19 protein-coding genes are annotated in these 23,531 nt (G+C 61.3%); 5 read left to right on the top strand and 14 right to left on the bottom strand.

Features of this window, described 5'->3' with window-relative positions; translation table 11 throughout:
* Positions 1-256: 256 nt before the first annotated feature.
* Together ACGYLA_RS14060 and ACGYLA_RS14055 are read right to left on the bottom strand one after the other, a co-directional pair.
* Positions 257-925: a DUF2290 domain-containing protein gene (locus ACGYLA_RS14060; protein WP_394433307.1), complete on the bottom strand. Its 669-nt coding sequence runs from the start codon at positions 923-925 to the stop codon at positions 257-259.
* A complete protein-coding gene (locus tag ACGYLA_RS14055; protein ID WP_394433305.1) occupies positions 925-3,057 on the bottom strand; it encodes a DEAD/DEAH box helicase in 2,133 nt (710 codons plus the stop codon). The genes ACGYLA_RS14060 and ACGYLA_RS14055 overlap by 1 nt, the downstream gene beginning before the upstream one ends.
* A gap of 628 nt (positions 3,058-3,685) precedes the next feature.
* On the opposite strand from ACGYLA_RS14055, the gene ACGYLA_RS14050 reads away from it, so the two are divergent.
* The 3 genes from ACGYLA_RS14050 to ACGYLA_RS14040 all read left to right on the top strand — a co-directional run bounded on the left by ACGYLA_RS14050 (position 3,686) and on the right by ACGYLA_RS14040 (position 5,129).
* On the top strand, positions 3,686-4,099 hold the full coding sequence (locus ACGYLA_RS14050; RefSeq protein ID WP_394433303.1) for a hypothetical protein: 414 nt from the start codon (positions 3,686-3,688) through the stop codon (positions 4,097-4,099).
* A gap of 297 nt (positions 4,100-4,396) precedes the next feature.
* Positions 4,397-4,747, top strand: coding sequence for a hypothetical protein (locus tag ACGYLA_RS14045; protein ID WP_394433301.1), 351 nt, complete (start codon positions 4,397-4,399; stop codon positions 4,745-4,747).
* Positions 4,737-5,129: a hypothetical protein gene (locus ACGYLA_RS14040; protein WP_394433299.1), complete on the top strand. Its 393-nt coding sequence runs from the start codon at positions 4,737-4,739 to the stop codon at positions 5,127-5,129. Before ACGYLA_RS14045 ends, ACGYLA_RS14040 begins: the two co-directional genes overlap by 11 nt.
* 416 nt (positions 5,130-5,545) lie before the next feature.
* Here ACGYLA_RS14040 and ACGYLA_RS14035 read toward each other — a convergent pair whose 3' ends face one another.
* Positions 5,546-7,825, bottom strand: a complete 2,280-nt coding sequence (locus ACGYLA_RS14035; protein WP_394433297.1) for an adenosylcobalamin-dependent ribonucleoside-diphosphate reductase — start codon at positions 7,823-7,825, stop codon at positions 5,546-5,548.
* A gap of 168 nt (positions 7,826-7,993) precedes the next feature.
* Here ACGYLA_RS14035 and ACGYLA_RS14030 point away from each other — a divergent pair, with 168 nt between their 5' ends.
* Positions 7,994-8,413, top strand: a complete 420-nt coding sequence (locus ACGYLA_RS14030) for a DUF1489 family protein (RefSeq protein WP_394433295.1) — start codon at positions 7,994-7,996, stop codon at positions 8,411-8,413.
* Positions 8,414-8,416: 3 nt separating this feature from the next.
* On the opposite strand, the gene ACGYLA_RS14025 is transcribed toward ACGYLA_RS14030, so the two are convergent.
* The 9 genes from ACGYLA_RS14025 to hisS form a co-directional block, all read right to left on the bottom strand.
* The gene (locus ACGYLA_RS14025; protein WP_394433293.1) at positions 8,417-10,237 is read right to left on the bottom strand and encodes an AMP-dependent synthetase/ligase; all 1,821 of its coding nucleotides are present in this window, start codon (positions 10,235-10,237) and stop codon (positions 8,417-8,419) included.
* Positions 10,238-10,247: 10 nt separating this feature from the next.
* Positions 10,248-11,090 carry an ABC transporter ATP-binding protein gene (locus tag ACGYLA_RS14020; protein WP_394433291.1) on the bottom strand — a complete coding sequence of 281 codons (843 nt, stop codon included), beginning with the start codon at positions 11,088-11,090 and terminating at the stop codon, positions 10,248-10,250.
* 3 nt (positions 11,091-11,093) lie between these two features.
* Positions 11,094-12,302: an ABC transporter substrate-binding protein gene (locus ACGYLA_RS14015; RefSeq protein WP_394433289.1), complete on the bottom strand. Its 1,209-nt coding sequence runs from the start codon at positions 12,300-12,302 to the stop codon at positions 11,094-11,096.
* Positions 12,303-12,330: 28 nt separating this feature from the next.
* Positions 12,331-13,401 carry a branched-chain amino acid ABC transporter permease gene (locus tag ACGYLA_RS14010; RefSeq protein ID WP_394433287.1) on the bottom strand — a complete coding sequence of 357 codons (1,071 nt, stop codon included), beginning with the start codon at positions 13,399-13,401 and terminating at the stop codon, positions 12,331-12,333.
* Entirely contained in the window at positions 13,398-14,405 is a 1,008-nt protein-coding gene (locus ACGYLA_RS14005) for a branched-chain amino acid ABC transporter permease (protein ID WP_394433285.1), read from the bottom strand. The genes ACGYLA_RS14010 and ACGYLA_RS14005 overlap by 4 nt, the downstream gene beginning before the upstream one ends.
* A gap of 70 nt (positions 14,406-14,475) precedes the next feature.
* Positions 14,476-15,291, bottom strand: coding sequence for an ABC transporter ATP-binding protein (locus ACGYLA_RS14000; RefSeq protein ID WP_394433283.1), 816 nt, complete (start codon positions 15,289-15,291; stop codon positions 14,476-14,478).
* A gap of 211 nt (positions 15,292-15,502) precedes the next feature.
* The gene (hisG, locus tag ACGYLA_RS13995; protein ID WP_394433281.1) at positions 15,503-16,192 is read right to left on the bottom strand and encodes an ATP phosphoribosyltransferase; all 690 of its coding nucleotides are present in this window, start codon (positions 16,190-16,192) and stop codon (positions 15,503-15,505) included.
* Positions 16,189-17,271 (bottom strand): ATP phosphoribosyltransferase regulatory subunit, encoded by a 1,083-nt coding sequence (locus tag ACGYLA_RS13990; protein ID WP_394433279.1) that lies wholly within the window; start codon positions 17,269-17,271, stop codon positions 16,189-16,191. The genes hisG and ACGYLA_RS13990 overlap by 4 nt, the downstream gene beginning before the upstream one ends.
* Positions 17,271-18,767 carry a histidine--tRNA ligase gene (gene hisS, locus ACGYLA_RS13985; protein ID WP_394433277.1) on the bottom strand — a complete coding sequence of 499 codons (1,497 nt, stop codon included), beginning with the start codon at positions 18,765-18,767 and terminating at the stop codon, positions 17,271-17,273. The genes ACGYLA_RS13990 and hisS overlap by 1 nt, the downstream gene beginning before the upstream one ends.
* 178 nt (positions 18,768-18,945) lie before the next feature.
* Here hisS and ACGYLA_RS13980 point away from each other — a divergent pair, with 178 nt between their 5' ends.
* Complete coding sequence (locus tag ACGYLA_RS13980) at positions 18,946-19,140, top strand: SlyX family protein (RefSeq protein ID WP_394433313.1); 195 nt, start codon at positions 18,946-18,948, stop codon at positions 19,138-19,140.
* Positions 19,141-19,160: 20 nt separating this feature from the next.
* Here ACGYLA_RS13980 and ACGYLA_RS13975 read toward each other — a convergent pair whose 3' ends face one another.
* Together ACGYLA_RS13975 and dnaE are read right to left on the bottom strand one after the other, a co-directional pair.
* Entirely contained in the window at positions 19,161-19,727 is a 567-nt protein-coding gene (locus ACGYLA_RS13975) for a hypothetical protein (RefSeq protein WP_394433275.1), read from the bottom strand.
* Positions 19,728-19,822: 95 nt separating this feature from the next.
* Positions 19,823-23,359, bottom strand: coding sequence for a DNA polymerase III subunit alpha (dnaE, locus tag ACGYLA_RS13970; protein WP_394433273.1), 3,537 nt, complete (start codon positions 23,357-23,359; stop codon positions 19,823-19,825).
* Positions 23,360-23,531: the final 172 nt, after the last annotated feature.

The following is a 23,531-nucleotide window of genomic DNA, read 5'->3' as shown; positions in this document are numbered from 1 at the left end:
GGAAGTGTGTTCACATGGGTCAATTCTCAGTGACAATTTATGGGGCTACCGGGTCAGTTCTCAGTGACAATCAACACGTACCCTGACATTGACGTAGAAGCGGGCATTTCGCCAACTGTTTGCCACCAGATCTGGTAGGTTGACTTTGAGGAGGAAAAGCAGCTCACCGCACGGCACAGAGGAATACCTGCACCATGAAGAACCTTCACCTACAATGTCAGCTCTTTATCCGGCAAAGCTCATGCATTTGATCAAACTACGAAAAGCTCCAATGCAAATCTGATCGCTCTCGTGCCGTCATTGTTTCGGGGAAATCGGCTGCATCCGGCCGCCATTCAGAGCAATACTCATGGAAAGGCGTGTTGTAAAATGCTCGAAGTATAAAATTCAAAAAGCGAAATGGTGTCAGCGCCCCTAAAACGGGAACCCTACAGTTCTTGTACTGCCCAATCGTGAAATGAGATGAGGGGTGAAGGTATTCCACAAATGAACTTGGATCATAATCAAATCGAACTGGCGTTGTGACGATATCCTTCATGACGACCTCGGCATACAGAACATCGGTTTCATAAATCTCCGGTTCATTCTGATACTCCAAGAGGTCTGGCGACGGGTAAAACGCAAGAACATGCTTGACGAGCTCATCTTTTTGAAATCGATAACGAAACTGGACTAATGCTCCATCAATAAGGCGCATATTGAAAGCGCGCTCCTCGCGCAGAACAGTGTAGGTTTCGACGTAAGGCCTGTTGCGCAGGGCCGCGGAAACCTCCTCGAGCCCATTTACAGAAATCTCATCAATCGCCCCATCGTCTGAAGGAGAGCTTAGAATCCGAGGATAGTTTGGTTCTACGCAAAGTCCGACCTCGATCATCTTTGAGGTGAGATCACGAATCTCCGCTGATATAGACTTCAAATCCGACATTATTTATCGCTCAAGATCTTCCGCAGCATTTGAATTTCGCCCTCCGGAAGATCCTCGAGTTGAACATCCCCAGCCGCGAGTTGCTGAACGAGGGAACTCATACTCTTTGATGCCGCCTTCACTTTTCGCTTTTCATCGGAGGACATGTCACGGTTAACTATTCGCAGGCGTTCTCTGAGCTTGGCATTCGGGTAGACAAACTCCAATCTATAGTCATTTTCTTTAATCGCTTTGTATTCTTCCACCAGTGCTTGCATGTTTTCACCATGACCGACGACACGCACCCAAGCCTTACTTCGTGTCATTGCCGTGAAAAGCCTATTCCTAACTTTTCCAACTTCGCCAAAAGAACTGTAGCAATCTTGAGCGTTGATTACGTACACCATCCCCGCCTCGTTGCCTTTGGCTCTAAAAATTCCTGTAAAAGCGACGGACCCTTCGTCGGGCTGAAAGAACACATCACTGGAGGTATCGACTCCTGCCAAATGTGATGGGATGCCTCTATCAAACAGCAGCTTCCGAATGGGACCGACTTGCTTGGGCGTGCTGAACGGGTCGGGATTTATGACAATGATATCTTCGGGACGAAGTTCGTCCTCGGTCAGGTTCTTCTCAATCTCAGCAGCAACCCATTGTGCTTGCTTTTCGACACTGTCGAAATGTCCGAAATGGATTAGGTCCTCAACTTCGCCAGGACTTTCCAAGAACTCAGGACTTGCACTTTTTGAACGTGCAAGCGTGACTTTGTGATCGTCGGCCAACTCGCCGTCCAGCACTTCGTACCCAACGTCGGTCCAGAGCTCAGCACGATCAAACATCTGTGTAAGCCCTGTCCCAAGCTTTGCATCGGGTTCTCGATAAATTCCAAACCCAAGAGCGTGTGCAGATGCCAATACGGGGCGAGAGTTTCGATAGCACTTCTCGAGAATGATATCTTGGCTGGGCACTGATCCGTCGAACGTAACGAGAGGCTTGCCATTTGGGCCGGATCCGAAAATTGCTTCGGGCCCAGGCAAGCTTGCGTCCGTCAGAGATTGAAGCTCATCATAGGCATAGACCAAACGACGTTCGGTAGTTAATGAGTGATAGCACAGCTGGAGGAAAGTCGGGTCAAAATCCTGCGCTTCATCAATCAAAATTGCGTCGTACATGGGTTTGATCGAGCTAACCTCGGACATTGCGGCTGCAGTAACGCCAGAAAAAGCGTTGTTGTAGCCAAATTTACGCTTCGCCTGCTGGAAGTCGAAATAGGTTGCGCCATTTTGCGTGCAAAACTGGTAATATATCCCGGTACGAGCTGCCCCGCCCGGAGCACCCCATGCGTTAATCACAGATATGTTTTCGTTTGGCTGCTCACCTGTTTGCTCAACCACAAAGGTCTCAATCAGCCTCACGAATTGTTCCTTGAGGGATCTCGTGTTGAATGTAACAGCGATTTTCCAGTCAGGGTTTTGGGAATGCAGGTACGCAGCTTTCAGGGCAAGGACGATGGTCTTCCCAGAACCAGCCAACCCTCTTATCCGCTGAACGCCCTCAACAGTTTCAATGACTGCTTTACTTTGCAGTGCGTCCAAATTTGCAATTGAGTCTTCGAGTTTTTGTAGAGCAGCCCCGTGAGAGTTATCCTTTGAATTAGCTCGCCGCTTCCTGTTTCTTCTAATCGTGGAAATGGACTGTATTACTGACAGGACCGCTTCATAGAGATGGGAACTCTCCCATTCCATCTCTTTAATTGCTTCGACGATATCGCTATCATTGACTAACCGGTGTTCATCATCGTCTTGACAAGGTTCAAGAAGAGGCGCGTATGTAAGCGTCGAAGGCTCTGCAAGCAACTTGCGGCCTTTCCGAAGGCTCTTGTGTTGTTTGAACTTTGAATCGAGCAAGCTTGCAACATCATCCTGCACCTCGCCAAATCCATCCGCATCCTTTCCCTCAACGAGGTTAATCGCAACCACTCCATGATCCCTGGAAATCAAGAGGGCATCGATTGACACTGCCTCATCTGGCGTTGATAGCACAGGATAACCAACATATAGAACGCCCTCTGAAGAAGCGAAGTCTCTTTCAAAAACCTCTACAAGCCTCTCGGTTGAAACAGGCTTTCGCGCGGACCCCTTGATAATTTCCATCTATTAGCTTCCCATCATTTATATTAGGGCAGAGGTAGTTTTTATCGGCTGCCGAATTTTGTCGATACGCACACTTCATTCGGCGCTCCGAGGTAGAGACAATACTCCCTAAAGCGCCGTGGTCACGTCTTTTCATGGCCTTCATAAAGGTCGAGGGGAGCGGTGTCGACTGGCGTGTATCGATAACGGTCCGTCGCGTCACTTCACGATGCTACGAAGCGTGGGTTAAGGAAGCTGCGCGGCAGTAGAGCCCATAGAAGAGAAGGTCATCGGCTTTGGGCCGTTTGCGTTCGCGGCTTCAGTCCTTGGCAGTCAGTCGCGCCGGATTCGATGATCTCAACGGGCCGGGGTTTACACCTACCGTTCGATGTCGCGCAGGAACATCTTAATCGTGCAAGCGCTTATTTCTTTAATCAGCGCCAGCTTAAGGCATGATGGTATGGTTCGAGAACTGCCGCAGCAAAGTTTCAGAAAGATCGAAGTTTTTTCTTCGTGCTGCGGATGATTAGCCAATGTTGACTTCGAGAAGCAGAAACGAAGTGGGCACAACGCAAACGCTAACCTTAGGACCGCGCACAGGCTTGAAGCTGCCACGAACGGCAGACGCGCAACAAACAGGAGGACCAACATGCTGCGCACGCTCACCACGAAGACCCTGTCCGCAGAACCGCAAATTGCCATCACCCGCACATTCGTCGCCGAGCACGGAACCGCCCTGTGTAACGCCGCGGGCAGGATCGCCGGCGAGGCCGGAACAGCCCATGTTCTGCGCCTCATGTCGATGCTGCGCGAGGCACCATGCCTTAACCGCACAATGCGCCTCAGGTTGGTCAATCTCCACCGTCTCCTTTCGTTGGACCCTGCCGTTGGGGCGCACTACCCCGATCTTTCCAATTGGGTCTCCCCCGACCCCGCCAGCGAGGAAGTCGAACACCTCTGCCTGCTCACCGACCGACTCTATGATCTCTTGGTCGACATCAGCTATCTGGATGCGAAGTGGGAGAAACAGGCGCTCGACCTTCCGGCGCAGAAGGCCGCCTGACATGCAGAACCGGCCGCGTAATGCGCGCGGCCGGTGACACTCTTTTGGAGCCACAGCGCAGAATGCCCAAGCGGGCAAGAGCATCTTCTGAGCGACGCCCTGAACAATAAAATGGCCCGCGCGGCAGATTTCTTCTTCGTCTCTCAAAAGAACGACCAATGTTCTCTCCACCAGCACCCGCACCAGCACCTGCAACCAACTGAAAGGAACATGCTCCCCGGAGCTCCCGAACGCAGCGCACATGACGCCGAAGAATAGGCACCGACAACACCGTTCACGCATGCAAGGGAGACAAACATGCTCAACACAAACACAGCGGATATCAGCCAGGCCCGCTTTGATGCGGTCGCCGCGACCGAAAGACATTTGCGCCGAAATGGCGCCAGTCTGTGCGATCTGCTCGACGCGCTCGACGATCCCGCGGGCTTCGAAGCGCTGTGCCGTCTGCATAGCGCCTTCGGGCATCCTTTTCCGGACTCGGATGCCGTCGAAGACGCGGTTCACGATATCACGCGCTTTCTTGCGGACCAGTCGCCATCCTCGCTCGACCGTATTGGATTTGAGCGGAGCTTTGCCGCGTCCGATATGGCACGATGGCATGGAGCCCGGATCAGCGAAATCCACGGGAGGTTTCGCCATGCCGGATGATCTGCGTTGTGTGTTGCAGATCATCAAAGAAAAGCGTCTGAGAGATTACCCTGACTCATTCGGGCCAGAGCAAGATATCTGCGATATCACGCTCTGGCTGAACCAAAAGTTCCCAAAATCGAAAGCGCGTCTGCTGGTTGATCGGTTTTACACTCAACGCAGCCGTGAAATCGTAGGCCTTTCGGTCGCCGGAATAGCCTCACGGTCCTTGTCGATGTCTCCAATCGCTTTGGAGGCCTTCTTGGCTTTGGGATATTCGATCCAAAAGGGGAGCGGAGATAGCTTTCGATGCCCCGCTTGTTTTGGGCGTCATTCAAAACATGATGCAATCAAAGCCTTCGCACGCATCGAAGGCGCGCTACGCGCCCAGCGTTCACGATAGTAACACTGAAAACCGATATCAAAGGGCGGCGCGAGCCGTCCTTTTTCTCGTTGCAACACCTGGACTGGGTTCTGATCTTAAACTCAGGGTATGATGATGTGCTGATACGCCTCTGGATACTTAAGTGACCTCTCATCAAAGGCAGCCGAAGGATTGATCGGTCTGGCGTTACGGCTGCACATTCGGATGGCTCTGGTGGACGGAAAAAACAAGAATTTGTTTTTGGTGGCCACAACCCCGTCCCATATCCTCCCTGACAGGCTCGACCCTCCATTTTGCCTATAAGGGGGCCTGAAACGCAAAAATCGGGCGTTTCCGCCCGATTGACTTATTTTGCTTGCGAAATGGACATTTCAGCCCGGCCGATGGCTATTTATTGGTGGTCAGAACATCTGCCTCCTATAAGACGCGTTTGATCACCCACACTTACTATGCCCGCAGCTCCCGCAGGTCATGCAGCCCTCGACCATCCGCATGTCGAACTGACCGCAAGACGGGCAGGATTTGCCGCGCGGAGCGTCGAGGCCGACGACCTTCGCCTGCGGGTCGGTCTTCAGCCCCATGCCCTCGCCCGCGATGAAGCCGGTGGCGATCATGTGGCGCTCGATCACGCCGCCGATGGCCGCGAGGATCGAGGGGATGTATTTGCCCTGCATCCAAGCCCCGCCGCGCGGGTCGAAGACGGCTTTCAGTTCTTCCACCACGAAGGAGACATCTCCGCCACGGCGGAACACGGCCGAGACCATGCGGGTCAGCGCCACGGTCCAAGCGAAATGCTCCATGTTCTTGGAGTTGATGAAGACCTCGAAGGGGCGACGATGACCGTTTAGCACGATGTCGTTGATGGTGATGTAGAGCGCGTGCTCGCTGTCGGGCCATTTGACCTTGTAGGTGTTTCCCTCCAACTCGGCGGGGCGGTCCAGCGGGTCGGACATATATACGATCTCGCCGCCTTCGCTGACCTGATCGGGGCTGTCGGCGGGGGCCTTGTCGCTCTTCTCGGAAGAGACGCTCAGAACCGAACCGGTCACATCGTTGGGGCGATAGGTGGTGCAGCCTTTGCAGCCCGTGTCCCACGCCTGCATGTAGACGTCCTTGAAGGCATCAAAGGAGATGTCCTCGGGGCAGTTGATGGTCTTAGAGATCGAACTGTCGATCCATTTCTGCGCCGCGGCCTGCATCTTGACGTGGTCGGCGGGCGGCAGGGTCTGGGCGTTGACGAAATAGTCGGGCAGCGGCGCGTCACCTTTAAGCTCGCGCCACATCTGCACGGCGTAGTCGACGACCTCTTCCTCGGTCCGGCTGCCGTCTTTTTGCAGCACCTTGCGGGTGTAGGCATAGGCAAAGACCGGCTCGATCCCCGAGGATACGTTGCCCGCGTAGAGGCTGATCGTGCCGGTGGGCGCGATGGAGGTCAAAAGCGCGTTGCGGATGCCGTGTTCGCGGATCGCTTCGCGCACGTCGTCGTCCATCTGCTGCATGGTGCCGGAGGCGAGGAATTTCTCAGCATCGAAGAGCGGGAAGGCCCCCTTCTCTTTCGCCAGGTCCACGCTTGCCAGATAGGAGGCGCGGGCGATGGCTTTGAGCCATGCCTCAGTCTGCGCCGCCGCCTCATCAGAGCCGTAGCGCAGGCCAACCATCAGAAGCGCATCGGCAAGGCCGGTGACGCCCAGACCGATGCGGCGCTTGTTCTGCGCCTCGGCAGCCTGTTCGGGCAGTGGGAAGTTCGACACATCGACCACATTGTCCATCATGCGAACGGCGGTGGCGACCAACTCGCTCATCGCGTCTTGGTCGAGATGGGCGTCGTCATCGAAAGGCTGGGCGACCAGACGGGCAAGGTTGATCGAGCCCAGAAGGCAGGCGCCATAGGGCGGCAGGGGCTGCTCGCCACAGGGGTTGGTGGCGGCGATGGTCTCGCAATAGTTCAGGTTGTTGGCGGCGTTGATGCGGTCGATAAAGATCACGCCCGGCTCGGCGTAATCATAGGTCGCCTGCATGATCTTGTTCCACAGATCGCGCGCCTGCACGGTTTTGTAGACCTTATCGCCAAAGACGAGGTCCCAGGACCCGTCGGCCTTCACGGCCTCCATGAAGGGGTCGGTGACCAGCACGGACATGTTGAACATGCGCAAACGCGCGGGGTCGGACTTGGCGGCGATGAAATCCTCCACATCCGGGTGATCGCAACGCATGGTCGCCATCATCGCACCGCGGCGGCTGCCTGCGGACATGATGGTGCGGCACATGGCGTCCCAGACATCCATGAAGGACAGCGGGCCGGAGGCATCCGCCGAGACGCCCAGCACATCCGCGCCGCGCGGGCGGATGGTGGAGAAGTCATAGCCGATTCCCCCGCCCTGCTGCATGGTCAGCGCGGCCTCTTTCAGCATGTCGAAGATGCCGGACATGCTGTCGGGCACGGTGCCCATGACAAAGCAGTTGAACAGCGTCACGCGGCGCGCGGTGCCGGCGCCTGCGGTGATGCGGCCCGCGGGGAGGTATTTGAAATCCTCCAGCGCGTTGAAAAACTTGTCTTCCCAGACGTCCGCCTTCGATTCGACCTGCGCGAGGTCGCGGGCGATGCGGCGCCATGTGTCTTCGACCGTGACGTCCTTCGGGGTGCCATCGGCCCCTTTAAAACGGTATTTCATATCCCAGATTTGTTCGGCGATCGGGGCGGTAAAGCGGGACATGGGGGTAACTCCTGAAGTCGATTGGCAGGGGGTCTTATTAGCTAGCCTATGGCGGGCTGCAAACAGTAAATTCACCTCCATCATACAAGAATTTGCATGTGATTGAAATCCAACTACCTTATATGGCGTGGACCAAAGGAATCGCTGGGGGGCGATGTGACCGGTAAAATGAACCTGATAAAGCTTTCGGTCGGCACCGAAGGCGTCGAAAGCCTCGCCAAATGGCAGGCGCGCAAGGACGTGCGCACGCATGACGGGCTGCCGCGCCATGTGACCCGCATGTGGCCCAAGCGCGAGGCCGAGATTCTCAACGGCGGCTCGATCTACTGGGTCATCAAAGGCGTGATCCAAGCCCGCCAGCGCATCGTCCGGCTGGAGGAGATCACCCGCGCAGACGGCATCCGGCGCTGCACCATCGTGCTGGACCCCGAGATCATCCGCACCCAGAACAGCCTACGCCGGGCTTTCCAAGGCTGGCGCTACCTCAAGCCCGAGGATGCGCCGCCCGACCTGCCCGAGGGCCGCGAGGCCGAGGCGGAACTGCCCGTGGAATTGAACCGCGCCCTGGCCGAGATCGGCGTGCTCTGAGCCTCAGTCGGCGTAGAGCGCCTCGATCTGATCCCCATAGAGTTCGTAGACCTTGGCTCGGCGCACCTTCATCGTCGCGGTCACCTCGCCGTCGTCGTGATCAAGCTCCTTGCGCATCAGCCAGACCTTCTTGACCTGTTCGACCCGCGCCAGATCGCGGTTCTGCATGGCCACCTCTGCGTCGATCAATTCCTGCACCTTGGGGTGCTCGGCCAGCGAGCGGAAAGTGGTATAGGCGATCCCCTGCCCCTCAGCCCAGAGCCGGACCGTATCCATGTCGATCTGCACCAGTGCTGTCACATAGGGCCGCTTGTCGGCCACGGCGACCACCTCCTTGATGAAGGGGCTGGCCTTGATGACATTCTCGATATGCGCAGGCGCGAGGTTCTTGCCCGCGGCGTTGATCATGATGTCCTTCTTGCGGTCGATCAGCGTGATCGAACCGTCGGCCTCCTCTCGCCCCACATCGCCGGTGTGCAGCCAGCCGTCGCGGAGCGTCTCGGCGGTGGCCTTGGGGTTCTTGTAATAGCCCTTGAAGATGGTCCCGCCCGAGAACAGCACCTCGCCATCCTCGGCGATCCGGGTGCGCACCCCGCTGACCGGAAAGCCGATGCGCCCGTCGCATTGGCCCCATGAGCGCTGGATCGTGCCCACGCCCGAGGTCTCGGACATGCCCCATGCCTCGCGGATATTGACCCCGATGCCGCGCATGAAGCCCAGAAGCTCGGCGCTGATCGGCGCGGCGGCTGAGATCGCAAAGGTCGTCCGCCCAAGGCCGAGATAGCTGCGGATATGACGGTAGATCAGCGCGTCCCAAAAGGCATGGGCTAACCGGTCCCCGGCGCTCCATTTGTCGCGTCGGATCATGCCGCGCCGCTGCGCGCCCTTCAGCGCCATCAGCGTCATCGGCCCCTTGATGCGCCCGGCGGTCTGCGCCTGCACCAGCACGCCCGCCTGCATCTTCTCCCAGATCCGCGGCACGCCGAAGAAGACCTGCGGTGCAACCTCCCGCAGGTCGAGCGTGATGGTCCGAAGGCTCTCGCCGAAGTTCATCACAAACTGCTGCGCCAGCCCGTTGATCACCGTCACCGCCTGTTCCGCGATGTGGCACAGAGGCAGGTAGCTCAGCACATCCGTCCCGGGCGGGTAGTCGCCAAAGACATCCCGCGCCACGCCCACGCCCGCGTGGATATTGCCATAGGAAATCTCCGCCGCCTTGGGCAGGCCGGTAGAGCCCGATGTAAAGACCATCATCGCCGTGTCATCAGGCTCGATCCCCGCCTGCCGCGCCCGCAGATCATCAGCAAGATCGGCCAGCCGCGCCCGGCCCCGGTCGAGCAGTTCGTCGAAGCTGATTAGTCCCAGCAAATCCTCGCCCCGCGTGCCCTTGGGGTTGAAGATCACCAACTGGCGCAGCTGCGGCACCCGGTCGCCCAACTCCTTGATCTTGTCGAGCTGCTCCTGATCCTCAATGAACAGCACCGTGCTGTCCGAGGCGTTGATCAGATGCTCCAGTTCTGCCGCCGGGCTGGTGGGATACATGCCCACCACAACCCCCGCCGCCGCGTTGATGCCAAACTGCGCCTGCACCCACTCGCTGCGGTTCTCGCTTAGGATGCCGACATGGCCGCCGGGACTGAGACCCAGATCGACCAACCCTGCGGCGGTCGCCTGCATGATCTCTTGCAAGCCTGCCCAAGTGATCTCATTCCAAATGCCAAATTCCTTTTGCCGCATCGCCACGCCCATGGGGCGGTTGTCTGCATGGCTGTGCACCATGCGCACCAGCGGCGCGAAATCGCCTTTGAACTCATCAAATGCCATGGTGGCCTCCTTAGCTGAGCCAGCGTTTGCGGCGTTTGTAGTGTTTCACATCGCGGAAAGACTGCCGCGCGCCGCCCTCCTCGCCCATGCCGAGGTAAAAAGACTGGATGTCCTTGTCGCCGCGCAGCTTCTCGACATCGCCTTCCATGACGATCTGGCCGCTTTCCATGATGTAGCCGTAGTCGGCGACGGAAAAGGCCACGCCCGCGTTCTGCTCGACCAACAGGATCGCCGTGCCGTCCTCTTGGTTCAGACGCTTGATCGTGTCGAAAATCTCCGCCACCACCTTGGGCGCCAGTCCCAAGGATGGCTCATCCATCAAGATCAACTCAGGCCGCGCAATCATCGCCCGGCCAAAGGCCAACATCTGCTGCTCCCCGCCCGAAAGATAGCCTGCAATCTGCTTACGCCGTTCCTTCAACCGCGGGAAGAAGGCATAGACCTTGTCGTAATCCGCCTTCGCCTGCCGCCGGTCCAACGCATAGGAGGCGGCGATCAGATTGTCCTCCACCGTCATCTCGCTGAAGATCCGCCGCCCCTCGCGCACGTGAAACAGCCCCTGCTGCACCAGACGGTCGGGCTGGATCGACATGATCGACTGGCCCTTGAAGGAGATCCGCCCCTCGCCGACCTCGCCGTTCTCCAGCGCCAGCAGGTTACTCGCCGCCTTCAGCGTCGTGGTCTTGCCCGCGCCGTTGGTGCCCAGAAGCGTGACGATTTTACCGTCCGGCACCTCGAGCGACAGCCCGCGCAGCGCCTGCACCGTGTGGTGGTAGGTCACTTCGATGTTCTCGATGGTCAGCACGGGCGCTCCTTTCTCTAGGGTGTGGGGCGCCCGCGGGACGCCCCGCATTTATCAAACGGTGAACCAGTCCGATTTCGGCGTGAACAACCCGTCCTCGGGGTTGTAGCCATAGACGCGGCCGGTCCCGATGGCGTTGTTCTCCATGCTCACCGGCCCGCCGAAGAAGCCGCCCGAATCCCAGTTTGAGATGCCCGAAAGCTTCTCGGCGATGTTGTCGGGGGTCAGTTCCAGCCCGGCCTCGGCGGTGTCGCGGAAGGCCTTCATGGCGATCTCAAGCCCGCACATGGTCTGGATCGCCCATGTTGACATGTAGTTCTCCAGCGGCGTGCCCGCGAACATCTGCTTGCTGAGTTCGGCATACTGCTGGTAGCGCGGCGCGTCTTCGCGGTCGTAGAAATAGCGGTAGGGCATGACGCCTTCGTAGCCCGCGAGGAAGGGCCCGGCCTCGGCGGTGATTCGGTCGGCAATGAGCTTTTCCATGCCCCAGAAGGTGCCCTTGAATTTGACCGGCAGACCGAACTGCCGCGCGCCGCCGATGAGCTGCGGCCAGACGCCGGTGACATAGCCCTGCAGAATGCAATGATCCGCTCCGGACTGCGCCAGCTTGGTGACATGGGTCGGGATGTCCGCGCCCTCGGCCTTGGTGCTTTCCTCGAGCACGACCTCGAGGCCAAGCTCCTCGGCGGTCTTGCGGCCATGCTCGATCGGATCGCGCCCGAACTCGGTGTTGGAGAAGATGAAGGCCACCTTCTGCCCGCCCTCGTTCTTGATGTTCTGCAGCAGGATGTCGAACTGGCTCTGGTAGGTCGGGCCCGAGAGATACTGATAGGGATGGGTCGCCGGGTCGGCGAGTTCCGAGGCAAAAGAGGTCGACCCCATGATCCGCGCATTCTCGCCCTTGAGCTCTGGCGCGATCAGCTTCATCGCCCCGGTGCTGTCGGCGAAATAGCCGATCATGTTCTTGCCTTCCGAGGCCAGCGCGCGCTGGTAGTTATTGAGTGCGTTCTGCGGCACATAGCCCGAATCCTCGGTGACGAAGCGGATGGGCACACCGGCCACGCCGCCCTCGTCGTTGAAAAGCTTGGTGGCCATGGCGAAGGCGGGGGCGACAAGTTGCCCCGCCGTGGCGAAGGGCCCGGTGAGCGGCAGCGAGGCGCCGAGCACGTATTCCTTGGGCTGGGCCCGCAGGATCATCGGCGTGCCGACTGCCGCCGTCGCGGCGGCGGTGGTGGCGAGGAAGGATCGGCGGTTCATGGTCATCTGTCTTCTCCCTGATGTGGCCTTTTGATTACCCGCGCGCAAACGGCCAACGGTTTGCGGCGCGCAGGATGCGGTCGACGATCTGGTTGATGCCCAAGGGCTCCTTGAGCAGGAACAACACCAGCAGCACGCCGAAGGCGATCTGCTGGAGAGGCGCGCGCAACTGTCCGGCCCCGGCGCTGTCCCCGGCGAGCGCGCCGAAGAGCACCTTGATCACCTCAGGCACCATAACGACGATGATAACGCCGAAAACCGGCCCCATCGTGCGCCCCATGCCGCCGATGATCAGCGCCGCCACGAGGTTGAGCGAGAGCGCCAGTTCGAACTGCTCGGGTAGGATGCGGGCGTAGAAATAGGCAAAAAGCGCCCCGGCAAGGCCGCAGTAGGCAGCCGAGAGGGCAAAGCTCATCAACTTGTAGCGCAGAAGCGAAATGCCGAGGATCTCGGCAGAATAGTCACGGTCGCGGATCGCGATGAAGGCGCGGCCCACCCGGGTGCGGATGAGGTTCTGCGCCGCCAGCAGCGAAACGAGGCCGACGACGACGATCAGCCCGAACATCTCGCGCTTGGTATCCAGCTCCCAGCCCAGCAGGTTGGGCACATTGGTGTTGAGCCCGACCATGCCGCCGGTCCAGGGGGCAAAGAGGTCTTCCTCGATCAGGAAGATCACGATGAAATTCGCCGCCAGCGTCGCCACGGCGAGGTAGAGCCCCTTCACCCGCAGGCTCGGCAGCCCCACGAGCACACCCACCGCCGCCGCCAGCGCTACCGCCAGCGGCACCGAGACGAAGGACATCAGCCCCGCCGGGATCACCCCGGCGCCAAGGTTGCCGAAGATCGTCACCGCATAGGCGCCGATGGCAACAAAGGCGCCGTGGCCCAGCGACACCAGACCGGTATAGCCCGTGAGGATGTTGATCCCCACCACGGCGATCAGCAGGATGCCCATCTGGCTCGCGATCAAAATGAGGTAGTCGTTGCCGAACAGCGTGAACAGGACAAGCGCAAGGATCGAGCTGTAGACGAAGGCCTGTTTGTAGCGGTTGTTCAGCACCCGCTCGTCGGCGGCATAGCTGGACTTCAGGTTGGCGTTGATCATATCCGCTCGACCTCCTTTTGCCCCATCAGCCCGTGCGGGCGCCAGATCAGCACCACCAGCACGGTAACGTAAGGCACGATTTCGGCCCAGCCGCCGCCCATCTGCCACTGGGTCATGGCTTCGAGCACGCCCACCACCATCGCCGCGATCAGCACGCCGACGTAGCTATCAAGCCCGCCCATCAGAACGATCGCCAGAACCGAGAAGCCAAAAAGCCCGAGGCTCGGCGAAATGCCGTTGCGGGTGGCGAGGATCGCCCCCGCGATGGCCCCCGTGGTGCTGGCCAGCACCCAGGCCCGGGAAAAGACCTTGGGGACCGAGATGCCCATGGAATAGGCGGTGGACTGGTCTTCGGCCGTGGCGCGGATGGCGATGCCGCCCTTGGTGAACTTCACGAAGGCGACGATGCCACCAAACAGCAGCAGCGCCACGGCCATGTTCACCAGATCGGTGCCGAAGAGGAAGATCATCGTGCCGAACAGTTCGAACCGGATCGGCATGTTAGGCGCGATATAGGGCACGGAGGCGGCATCCGCCGTCCAGATCAACTGCGCCGCGCCCGACAGGATTGAGATTAGACCTACCGTCACCATGATCATGGCAAAGATCGACTGCCCCATCAGCGGGCGCATCAGCACCCGCTCGATCACCCGGCCGAGGATGGCATTGCAGACCAGCGCCCCAGCCAGCCCCAAGAGGATGCGCGGCAGGTTCGCCACCCAGTCGAGCACCGCCGCCACGGGCGAAAACATCGGCAAATCACCCCGCATCTCGACCATCCAGCCGGGCTGCCATGAGGCCAGCCAGCCGGGCGCCCAAGGCTGGCCGGGGACGATCACGGCGAAGGTGAAATAGAAATAGGCCCCGAACATGATCAGGTAGCCATGGGCGAAATTCACCACCTTGGTGGCCTTGTAGACGCTCACGATGCCCACGGCGATCAGCGCGTAGATCGCCCCGGCCATCAGCCCGTTGATCGCGAATTGCACGAACTGCCCCATCATAGCGCCTCCCTTTCCTTAGCTTCGGAATTTTTCAAAAATTCCGGACCGATTTCTTGCGGAGAAATCGGCGTCATGCCGCGGCCCCCAGATAGGCTTCGATCACCGCCGGATTGTTGGAGACCTCCTCAGGCGTGCCGCTGGCGATCTTCTGGCCGAAGTTCAGCACGACGATGCGGCTACAGATATCCATCACCATGTGCATGTCGTGCTCCACCAGCAGGATCGTGGTGCCGAATTGCTCCTGCACGTCGAGGATGAACCGCGCCATGTCGGCGGTCTCCTCCCGGTTCATGCCCGCCACCGGCTCGTCCAGCAGCAGCACGCGCGGGCGCATCGCCAATGCGCGGCCCAGTTCGACCCGCTTTTGCAGACCGTAGGGCAGCATGGTAATGGGGTATTTGCGGATGTGGTCGATCTCGAGAAAATCGATCACCTGTTCCTCGATCTCGCGGCGCAGCTCCAGCTCGGCCTTCTGCGCCGCGCCGAAATAGCGCAGCGCCTGCCAGACATTGGTTTTGAGCCGCGTGTGCCCGCCGAGCTTGATGTTGTCGAGCACGGTCATGCCGCGAAACAGCGCGATGTTCTGAAAGGTCCGCGCGAGGCCAAGCCCCGCGCGCTTGTCGGGGCTGAGCGTGGTGATATCCTGACGATCAAAGGACACGCTGCCCCGGTCGGGCCTGTAAAACCCTGAAATCGCATTGAAAAGTGAGGTTTTGCCCGCGCCGTTGGGGCCGATCACCCCGGTGATCTCTCCGGCCTTGGCTTCGAAATTCACCCCCTGCAGCGCCTTGATGCCGCCAAAGGACAGATGCAAATCCTCAACCCTCAGCAATCGCCCACTCCCATGCGGCGACGGCTGCGGCCCCCCGCAAGGGGCGCGTGACATCCGATCATCGACGGATCCTCCCTATGTCCCGACCCCTGCCCCTTTTGGCGGTGCTTGTGGTATCGGCCTGTTGACCCTTTCACCCTATCCGAAGCGCGGCATCTCGCAAGTCTTTCGATAAGACGCGCGGCAAAGCGCCCCCGCGCCGGAGCGGCTCGGAAGGTGCAATGCCATGGAAGGGAAGGGAAAAACCCGGGGCTGTGACGCTACGTCAGGTCAGCTGTGCGATCAGGGTTTTCAGCGCTTTGCGGCTGTGATCCTCTAGGGGCGCCATGCGCGAGCGCCATAGCGTCGCCTGCGATTGCAGGATCAAACCGTCGCTGAGGATCTTCAGATGATTGGCGCGCAGGGTCTCCCCGCTGGAGGTGATATCGGCGATGGCCTCGGCGGTCTCATTGAGCACGGTGCCCTCGGTCGCGCCTTGGCTGTCGACCAGCGCATAATCGGCCACGCCGTGGGTGCGCAGGAACTCCCGCACCAGCCGGTGATACTTGGTGGCAATGCGCAGACGGAAGCCATGTTCGGCACGGAAGGCGGCGGCGGCGGCGTCGAGATCATCCAGCGTATCGACATCGACCCAAGCCTGCGGCACGGCGATGATCAGGTCGGCATGGCCGAAGTTCAACTCTTCCACCGGTTCGACCAGTTGATCCCAAAGCGCCAGCTTCTCTTGCACCAGATCGGTGCCAGTTACGCCAAGGTGGATCCGCCCCGCCGAGAGTTCGCGCGGGATTTCACCCGCCGAAAGCAGCACGAGCGAGACATCCTCAATCCCCTCGACCTTGCCCGCATATTCGCGGTCGGACCCGGTGCGCTGCAGGCGGACGCCGCGGGCGCCGAACCATTCGAAGGTCTTTTCCATCAGCCGCCCCTTGGACGGCACACCCAGTTTCAGCGTCATTGCCCGGCCTCCAGTTCCAGCATCAGGCCGGGGCGCATCACACCGCCCACCGCCGGGATTTCATCGCCCTGCCCCAGCCGCCGGGTCAGCGCATCATAGCGCCCGCCAGAGGCGATGCTCGGCAGATCGGGCCGCGAGGCGGCGCGGAAGGCAAAGACGAAACCGTCGTAATATTCCATCGAAGACCGGCCATGGCTGGCCTCGAAGAGCAGCGCGTCGGTGTCGATCCCGCGGGCGCGCATCGCATCGGCGCGGGCCGCGACACGGGCCACAGCATCGCCGATGGCGGGCATGTCCACGGCCAGATCGCGCAGGCGGCTCAGCGCGTTCGGCAGGGTTTCCTTGACCTCCAACAGCGCTTCGAAAAGGTCGACCTGCTGCGCGGAGATCGGCGGCGTCTGCGCATCCTCGCGCAGGGCCGCGACGCGGGCTTCAATCTCGGCGCGGGAGCGCAGCCCCACCATCGGCGCGTCGCATGTCACCTCGGCCTCGGCCAGCAGCGCCTTGCGCCCCGCGGGCACAGGGCTGCGCCCGGCATAACGGTCAAGCAGCGCACGAAAGCGGCGCGGGCGCCAGATGTGGCGCATCAACGCCTGTTTGCGCGCGGGGGATGTGCCCAGCCCCTGCACCGCCGCCATCAGCACGCCGATATCGCCCGTCACGGGACGCACCGGCAGGCCCTGCATCGCCTCGGCAATCAGGGCGAAAACCTCGGCATCCGCCGCCGCCGGATCGGCGCGGTCGAAGACTTCAAAGCCAACCTGAATGTACTCATTGGCCCGGTTCGGGTCATGCTCCTGACGGCGAAAAACCTCACCGGAGTAGGTATAGCGCGCGGGCTCGGCCCCATGAGCCATATGCATCTGCACCACGGGCACGGTAAAATCAGGGCGCAGCATCTGCTCCCCACGCAGCGCGTCCGAGGTGACATAGGCCCGCGCGCGGATATCCTCGCCGTAGAGGTCCAGCAGCGTGTCCGCCGGCTGCAAGATCGGCGGCTCAACGAGCACAGCACCCTGCGCCTCGAAAATTGCGCGTAGCGAAGCCGCCCGCGCCAGCGTTTCGGAACGTGTCGGCATCAGCTTGTCCGATCCAGAATATCGCGCACCGCTTTGATCAGATCGCCGCGTGGCACCTCATATTGGTTGGGGCGCTCTTTCCACTCGTCATGGCTGGCCTCTTGCGCCAGTTGCGCGCCCAGCACCATGTCCTTGATCTGCACCACGCCGCGGTCCTTCTCGTCACCGCCTTCGATGACGACCACGGGGCTTTGCCGCTTGTCGGCGTATTTCATCTGGTTGCCGAAGTTCTTCGGGTTGCCGAGGTAGACCTCCGCCCGGATGCCCGCCTGCCGCAGCTCGGCCACCATGGCCTGATAATCGGCCATGCGGTCGCGGTCCATCACGGTAACGACGACGGGGCCTGTCGCTTCGGCCTCAAGCCGCCCTTTGGCGGCCAGTGCAGCGAGAAGACGGTCGACACCGATGGAGACGCCGGTTGCTGGCACCTCCTGCCCGGTGAAACGCTTCACCAGATCGTCGTAACGCCCGCCGCCCGCGACCGAGCCGAAGTTGCGCGCGCGGCCCTTCTCGTCTTTGATCTCGAAGGTCAGTTCGGCCTCGAAGACCGGGCCGGTGTAATAGCCAAGGCCGCGCACGACCGAGGGGTCGATCTCCACCCGGTCGGGGCCATAGCCGCCCGCCGCCAGCAGGTCCGAGATAAGCTGCAACTCATCCACGCCCTGCACGCCGACCTCGGAGCCTGCCACCAAGTCGCGCAGCCGCGCCACGGTCTCGGCCCCGGTCTCGCGCTTGGCCTGCATGAAGCCCATCACGACTTCGGCCTGCGCCTCGCCCAGCCCTGCACCTTTGGTGAAATCGCCGCTGTCGTCCTTGCGGCCCTCACCCAAAAGCGCGCGCACGCCCTCCGGCCCCAGCCGGTCGAGCTTGTCGATGGCGCGCAGCACGATGCCGCGCTCGGCTTCCTTGTCGTCGCCCGAAAGCCCGGCCACTTCGAGCACGCCGTTCAGCACCTTGCGGTTGTTCACCCGCACCACATAGTCGCCGCGCGCGATGCCCACTTCCTCAAGGCAATCGGCCAGCATGGCGCAGATCTCCGCATCGGCAGCGACCGAGGGCGCGCCGACGGTATCGGCGTCGCATTGGTAGAACTGCCGGAACCGCCCGGGCCCGGGCTTCTCGTTGCGCCAGACCGGGCCCATGGCGTAGCGGCGGTAGGGCATCGGCAGGTCGTTGCGATGCTGGGAATAGACCCGCGCCAAGGGGGCGGTCAGGTCATAGCGCAGCGCGAGCCAGTCCCCGGGTTTGTCGCCCTCGGCATCCTCTTGCCAGGCAAAGACGCCCTCGTTCGGGCGGTCAACGTCGGGCAGGAACTTGCCAAGCGCCTCGACCGTCTCCACGCCCGAGCTTTCCAGCGCGTCGAACCCGTAGCGGTGATAGACGGCGGCGATCTTGTTCAGCATCTCGGCCCGATGGGTCACCTCGGTCCCGAAATAATCGCGGAACCCTTTCGGGGTTTGCGCCTTGGGACGGGGGGTTTTCTTGGGCTTTGCCATGGCAAGGATCCTCGGTGCATCAATTGGCCTCGCGTCTAGCCCAAGCCCCCCGCAAGAGCAAGCAACGCGGCATCCCGCCCCTGTCCTGCGCCGCCGGTCCGTGCTAGATCGCGCAAAAAGGATGCGCGCCATGACTGACCAAAGCCCTGATCACACCCCAGACCAAACAGCCGAGCATATCAGCCGCCTTGAAGAGCAGATCGCCCATCTGACCCGCGCGGTCGACGATATGTCAGAGATTGTCACCCGTCAGGAGGCCGAGATCGTCACTCTCAACCGCCGCGTCTATATGCTGATGCAGCGCGAAGGAGAGCGGGACGCTTCGGGCGGTGGCGCGGTGCTCTTGGACGATGAGCGCCCCCCGCATTACTGAGCGGCAGCGCCGCGCACCCGTCAATTGGCTGATTTCATTGCCACGGCGGCGACGGCCCCGTCATGCACCAGCACTTCGGACCAGCGCGCGGTCTGGCCCAAACGCTCATAGGCGCTGACGAAAAAGGTGGTCTTGTCGAGCTTGCCGATCTGCCGCCCGCAGGGTTTCCCGCGCCCCGCACCGCAAACGCGGGCCTTGATCGCCTCATAGGCCGCGTCGGTCTCGGCTGTGGGCAGGTTCTCCCCCCCCGGGCCGTAGTGCAGTTGCTCATAGACCGAGGGCGTGCCGAACAGCACATTGGCCGCCGTCAACTGACGCGCGCAATCATCCGCAAAGCCGGTGATGTAGAAACTGCGCGCCCCGGCGCTGCCGGGCTGCGAATCGAACAACCGATAGCCCCGCGCCGCGGGCTCCTCGACCAGTTGCCCCAATTCGCTCAGATCCAGATCGCAGACACGGGCCACCTCGCCAAACGGCAGGGCGGCACCGAATGAAACCTCGGAGATCTGCGGGTTCGGCGCGGTGGGGGCCATTGCGCAGGCGGAGAGCAACGTCCCCACAATCAAAAGGCCGATGCGTCGTTTCATGCTCTGCTCCCCATTGCTTGGCAGGCAGGTAGCGCAGCCACCCGCCGCCGTCCACTGGACGCGCAGATGACGCAGCGACCAAGACGGCGGGAGGGTCAGATCTCCTCGACCTCCATCACCCCGTCGAGCGAGCGGATCGCGCCTTTGATCTGCGGTGTCACCGGGAATTCGCGGCCCAGATCAACCTCGACCTCGCCGGGCAGGCTGGGATCCATCAGGCAGAATTGCACCGGCCCCTTGCCTGCCGCCTTCACCGCCTGCCGCGCCCCGTCGAGCACATCGGCCACCGATTGGATCGCCCCCGGCCCGTCGATGAAGACCCGCAGCCCCATGCTGCCCGCATCCGCCACCGCCGCGTCGATCGGCCCGATGCCGCGCGCCAGCAGCTTCAACTGGTCGCTCTCCATCGTGGCCTCGACGGTGACGACCACCTTGGAGCCGACCTCCAGATGATCGCGCGAAGCCTCCAGCACGTCCGAAAAAATCGTCACCTCGTAGCCCCCGGTGGGGTCCGACAATTGCGCAAAGGCAAAGCGGTTGCCCCGCGCTGATTTGCGCTCCTGCCGCCCCGCTACCACCCCCGCCAGCCGCGCGTTCATCGCGCCGCGGGTGCTGACCTTTTCATTCAGTTCGTCGAGCGTGAGGAAGGGCAGACCTGTCTCACGCGCCCATTTGCGCTTCAGGGGCGGCATGTAGTCGTCCAGCGGGTGGCCCGAGAGGTAGAAGCCCACGGCCTTGAACTCCTCGGCCAGTCGCTCGGCCGATTGCCAATCGTCGCAGGGCAGCATCCGCGGCTCGGGCAGATCGTCGCCCGCCTCTCCGAAGAGCGACACTTGGTTCGAGGCCTTCTGCTCGTGGATTGCGGCGGAGTAGTTCACCAGCCCGTCGAGCGACTGGAACACCCGCCGCCGGTTGCTGTCGAGCTGATCGAAGGCGCCCGAGCGCACCAGCATTTCCAGCGGGCGTTTGCCGACCCGCTTGAGGTCCACCCGCCGCGCGAAGTCGAAAAGCGTGGCGAAGGGCCGGTCAACACCATCGACCTTGCGCCCCTCGGTCACCAGTTTCATCGCCTCAAGCCCGACGTTTTTCAGTGCGCCCAGCGCATAGACGAGGGCGCCGTCGACCACCTTGAAGGTGGCATCCGAGCGGTTCACGCAAGGCGGCACCCAAGGCAGTTCGAGGTGCTTGCGCACCTCCTCAAAATAGATCGCCAGCTTGTCTGTCAGGTGGATATCGCAGTTCATCACCCCGGCCATGAACTCGACCGGGTGGTTCGCCTTTAGCCAAGCCGTCTGGTAGCTGACCACCGCATAGGCCGCGGCGTGGGACTTGTTGAAACCGTAGTTGGCGAATTTCTCCAGAAGGTCGAAGACCTCCGCCGCTTTCTTCTTGTCGACGCCATTGGCCATCGCGCCCTTTTCGAACTTGGGGCGTTCCTTGGCCATCTCCTCGGCGATCTTTTTACCCATCGCACGGCGCAGCAGGTCGGCGCCGCCAAGCGAGTAGCCCGCCATGACCTGCGCGATCTGCATCACCTGTTCCTGATAGACGATGATGCCTTGGGTCTCTTCGAGGATATAGTCGATCGACGGGTGTACCGATTCCAACTCGCGCTGGCCGTTCTTGACCTCGCAATAGACCGGAATGTTTTCCATCGGCCCCGGGCGGTAAAGCGCGACGAGGGCGACGATATCCTCGATACAGGTCGGCTTCATGCGCTTGAGCGCATCCATCATGCCGCTCGATTCCACCTGGAACACCGCGACCGTCTTGGCGCTGGAGTAAAGCTTGTAGGTGGCGGGATCGTCGAGCGGGATGGTCGCCACGTCATCGATATGGCCCTCGGGCGGCTCGTAGATTTGCCGCCCGTCCGCGGCGATATGCAGATGCCGCCCGCCCGCCTTGATCTGGTCGAGCGCGTTCTGGATGACGGTGAGGGTCTTCAGGCCGAGAAAGTCGAATTTCACCAGCCCGGCCTGTTCGACCCATTTCATGTTGAACTGCGTCGCCGGCATGTCCGAGCGCGGGTCTTGGTAGAGCGGCACCAGATGATCCAGCGGTCGGTCGCCGATCACCACGCCCGCCGCGTGGGTGGAGGCGTTGCGCAAAAGCCCCTCGACCTGCTGGCCGTAGGTCAGCAGCCGGTCGACGACCTCCTCGTTCTTGGCCTCCTCGCGCAGGCGCGGCTCGTCCGCCAGCGCCTTCTCAATGGAAACGGGTTTCACCCCCTCCACCGGGATCATCTTCGACAGCCGGTCGACCTGCCCGTAAGGCATTTGCAGCACCCGGCCGATGTCGCGCACCGCCGCCTTCGACAAAAGCGCACCGAAGGTGATGATCTGCCCCACCTTGTCGCGGCCGTATTTCTCTTGCACGTAGCGGATCACCTCCTCGCGGCGGTCCATGCAGAAGTCGATGTCGAAGTCGGGCATGGAGACCCGCTCGGGGTTGAGGAAACGCTCGAAGAGCAGCGAGTAGCGCAGCGGGTCGAGGTCGGTGATCGTGAGCGCATAGGCCACCAGCGAGCCCGCACCGGAGCCCCGCCCCGGCCCGACCGGGATGTCGTTGTCCTTGGCCCATTGGATGAAGTCGGCAACGATCAGGAAGTAGCCTGGGAACCCCATGCCCTCGATGATGCCCAGCTCGAAATCGAGCCGTTTTTGGTATTCTTCCACGCTCACCGCATGGGGGATCACTGCCAGACGGGCCTGCAGGCCTTCATTGGCCATGCGGCGCAGCTCGGCGACTTCGTCGTCGGCGAACTTGGGCAGGATCGGATCGCGGCGGTAGGCCATGAAGGCGCAGCGCTTGGCGATCTCGACGGTATTGCTCAGCGCCTCGGGCAGATCGGCAAAGAGCGTCGCCATCTCGGCCTGCGACTTGAAGTAATGCTGCGCGGTCAGACGGCGGCGCGGCTGGCTCTGGTCGACATAGGCGCCCTCGGCGATGCAGATCAGCGCGTCATGGGCCTCATACATGTCGGGCTTGGGGAAATACACATCGTTGGTCGCGACCAGCGGGATGTCCATGGCATAGGCCATCTCGACAAAGCCGCGCTCGGTCAGGCGCTCGGCCTCGGGCTGGCCGCCGTCTTCCGGATGGCGCTGCAACTCGACGTAGAGCCGGTCGCCGAAAGCCTTGTGCAGCCGCGCCATCAGCGCTTCCGCCGCCGGGCGCTGGCCGCCTTGCAAAAGCATCCCCACCGGCCCCGAAGGACCGCCGGTGAGACAGATGAGATCGGCGCTCAGCGCCTCGAGTTCCGCCAGCGTGACCTCCGCCGCCGCCCCGCCCTTGTCGAGATAGAGGCAGGAGTTCAGCTTCATCAGGTTCTCGTAGCCCAATTCGCTCTGGGCCAGCAGAACCACCGGCGCGGGCGGGCGCGGTTTCTCGCCCGGCTGCACCTCGACATAGGCGACATCGACCTGACAGCCGATGATCGGCTGCACGCCCGCCCCCGCCATGGCGACCGAGAACTCGAGCGCGGCGAACATGTTGTTGGTATCGGTCAGCGCCAGCGCGGGCATTTCCGCGTCACGGCACATGCCGGGCAGCTTTTTCAGCCGCAGCGCGCCTTCCAGCAGGGAATACTCGGAATGGCTGCGCAGGTGAATGAATCGGGGAGCATCTGACATGGGCGCAAACTATGCCAGCCGCCTGCCCGGCACCAGCGCCGGATGCGGCAGTGCTGCATTTTTCGCCCAAGGTATTTTTTCTTGCCAAAACGCCCCCCGCCCCGCTAGCCTGACCTCTACCTCGCCCGCGCCCGGTTCTACGCCGCATCGAACCCCGCGCATGTTTACGGGC

The organism is Sulfitobacter sp. 1A13679 (genome assembly GCF_043557115.1).
Lineage (GTDB): Bacteria > Pseudomonadota > Alphaproteobacteria > Rhodobacterales > Rhodobacteraceae > Sulfitobacter > Sulfitobacter faviae.
The sequence above is the reverse complement of the archived record's forward strand: the minus strand, read 5'-3'. Positions and strand labels throughout refer to the sequence as shown.

Bases quoted from the DNA above. Each gene is read 5' to 3' on its own strand.
- ACGYLA_RS14060 (WP_394433307.1), bottom strand. From the start codon at position 925: ATGTCGGATTTGAAGTCTATATCAGCGGAGATTCGTGATCTCACCTCA.
- ACGYLA_RS14055 (WP_394433305.1), bottom strand. From the start codon at position 3,057: ATGGAAATTATCAAGGGGTCCGCGCGAAAGCCTGTTTCAACCGAGAGG.
- ACGYLA_RS14050 (WP_394433303.1), top strand. From the start codon at position 3,686: ATGCTGCGCACGCTCACCACGAAGACCCTGTCCGCAGAACCGCAAATT.
- ACGYLA_RS14045 (WP_394433301.1), top strand. From the start codon at position 4,397: ATGCTCAACACAAACACAGCGGATATCAGCCAGGCCCGCTTTGATGCG.
- ACGYLA_RS14040 (WP_394433299.1), top strand. From the start codon at position 4,737: ATGCCGGATGATCTGCGTTGTGTGTTGCAGATCATCAAAGAAAAGCGT.
- ACGYLA_RS14035 (WP_394433297.1), bottom strand. From the start codon at position 7,825: ATGTCCCGCTTTACCGCCCCGATCGCCGAACAAATCTGGGATATGAAA.
- ACGYLA_RS14030 (WP_394433295.1), top strand. From the start codon at position 7,994: ATGAACCTGATAAAGCTTTCGGTCGGCACCGAAGGCGTCGAAAGCCTC.
- ACGYLA_RS14025 (WP_394433293.1), bottom strand. From the start codon at position 10,237: ATGGCATTTGATGAGTTCAAAGGCGATTTCGCGCCGCTGGTGCGCATG.
- ACGYLA_RS14020 (WP_394433291.1), bottom strand. From the start codon at position 11,090: ATGCGGGGCGTCCCGCGGGCGCCCCACACCCTAGAGAAAGGAGCGCCC.
- ACGYLA_RS14015 (WP_394433289.1), bottom strand. From the start codon at position 12,302: ATGACCATGAACCGCCGATCCTTCCTCGCCACCACCGCCGCCGCGACG.
- ACGYLA_RS14010 (WP_394433287.1), bottom strand. From the start codon at position 13,401: ATGATCAACGCCAACCTGAAGTCCAGCTATGCCGCCGACGAGCGGGTG.
- ACGYLA_RS14005 (WP_394433285.1), bottom strand. From the start codon at position 14,405: ATGATGGGGCAGTTCGTGCAATTCGCGATCAACGGGCTGATGGCCGGG.
- ACGYLA_RS14000 (WP_394433283.1), bottom strand. From the start codon at position 15,291: ATGTCACGCGCCCCTTGCGGGGGGCCGCAGCCGTCGCCGCATGGGAGT.
- hisG (WP_394433281.1), bottom strand. From the start codon at position 16,192: ATGACGCTGAAACTGGGTGTGCCGTCCAAGGGGCGGCTGATGGAAAAG.
- ACGYLA_RS13990 (WP_394433279.1), bottom strand. From the start codon at position 17,271: ATGCCGACACGTTCCGAAACGCTGGCGCGGGCGGCTTCGCTACGCGCA.
- hisS (WP_394433277.1), bottom strand. From the start codon at position 18,767: ATGGCAAAGCCCAAGAAAACCCCCCGTCCCAAGGCGCAAACCCCGAAA.
- ACGYLA_RS13975 (WP_394433275.1), bottom strand. From the start codon at position 19,727: ATGAAACGACGCATCGGCCTTTTGATTGTGGGGACGTTGCTCTCCGCC.
- dnaE (WP_394433273.1), bottom strand. From the start codon at position 23,359: ATGTCAGATGCTCCCCGATTCATTCACCTGCGCAGCCATTCCGAGTAT.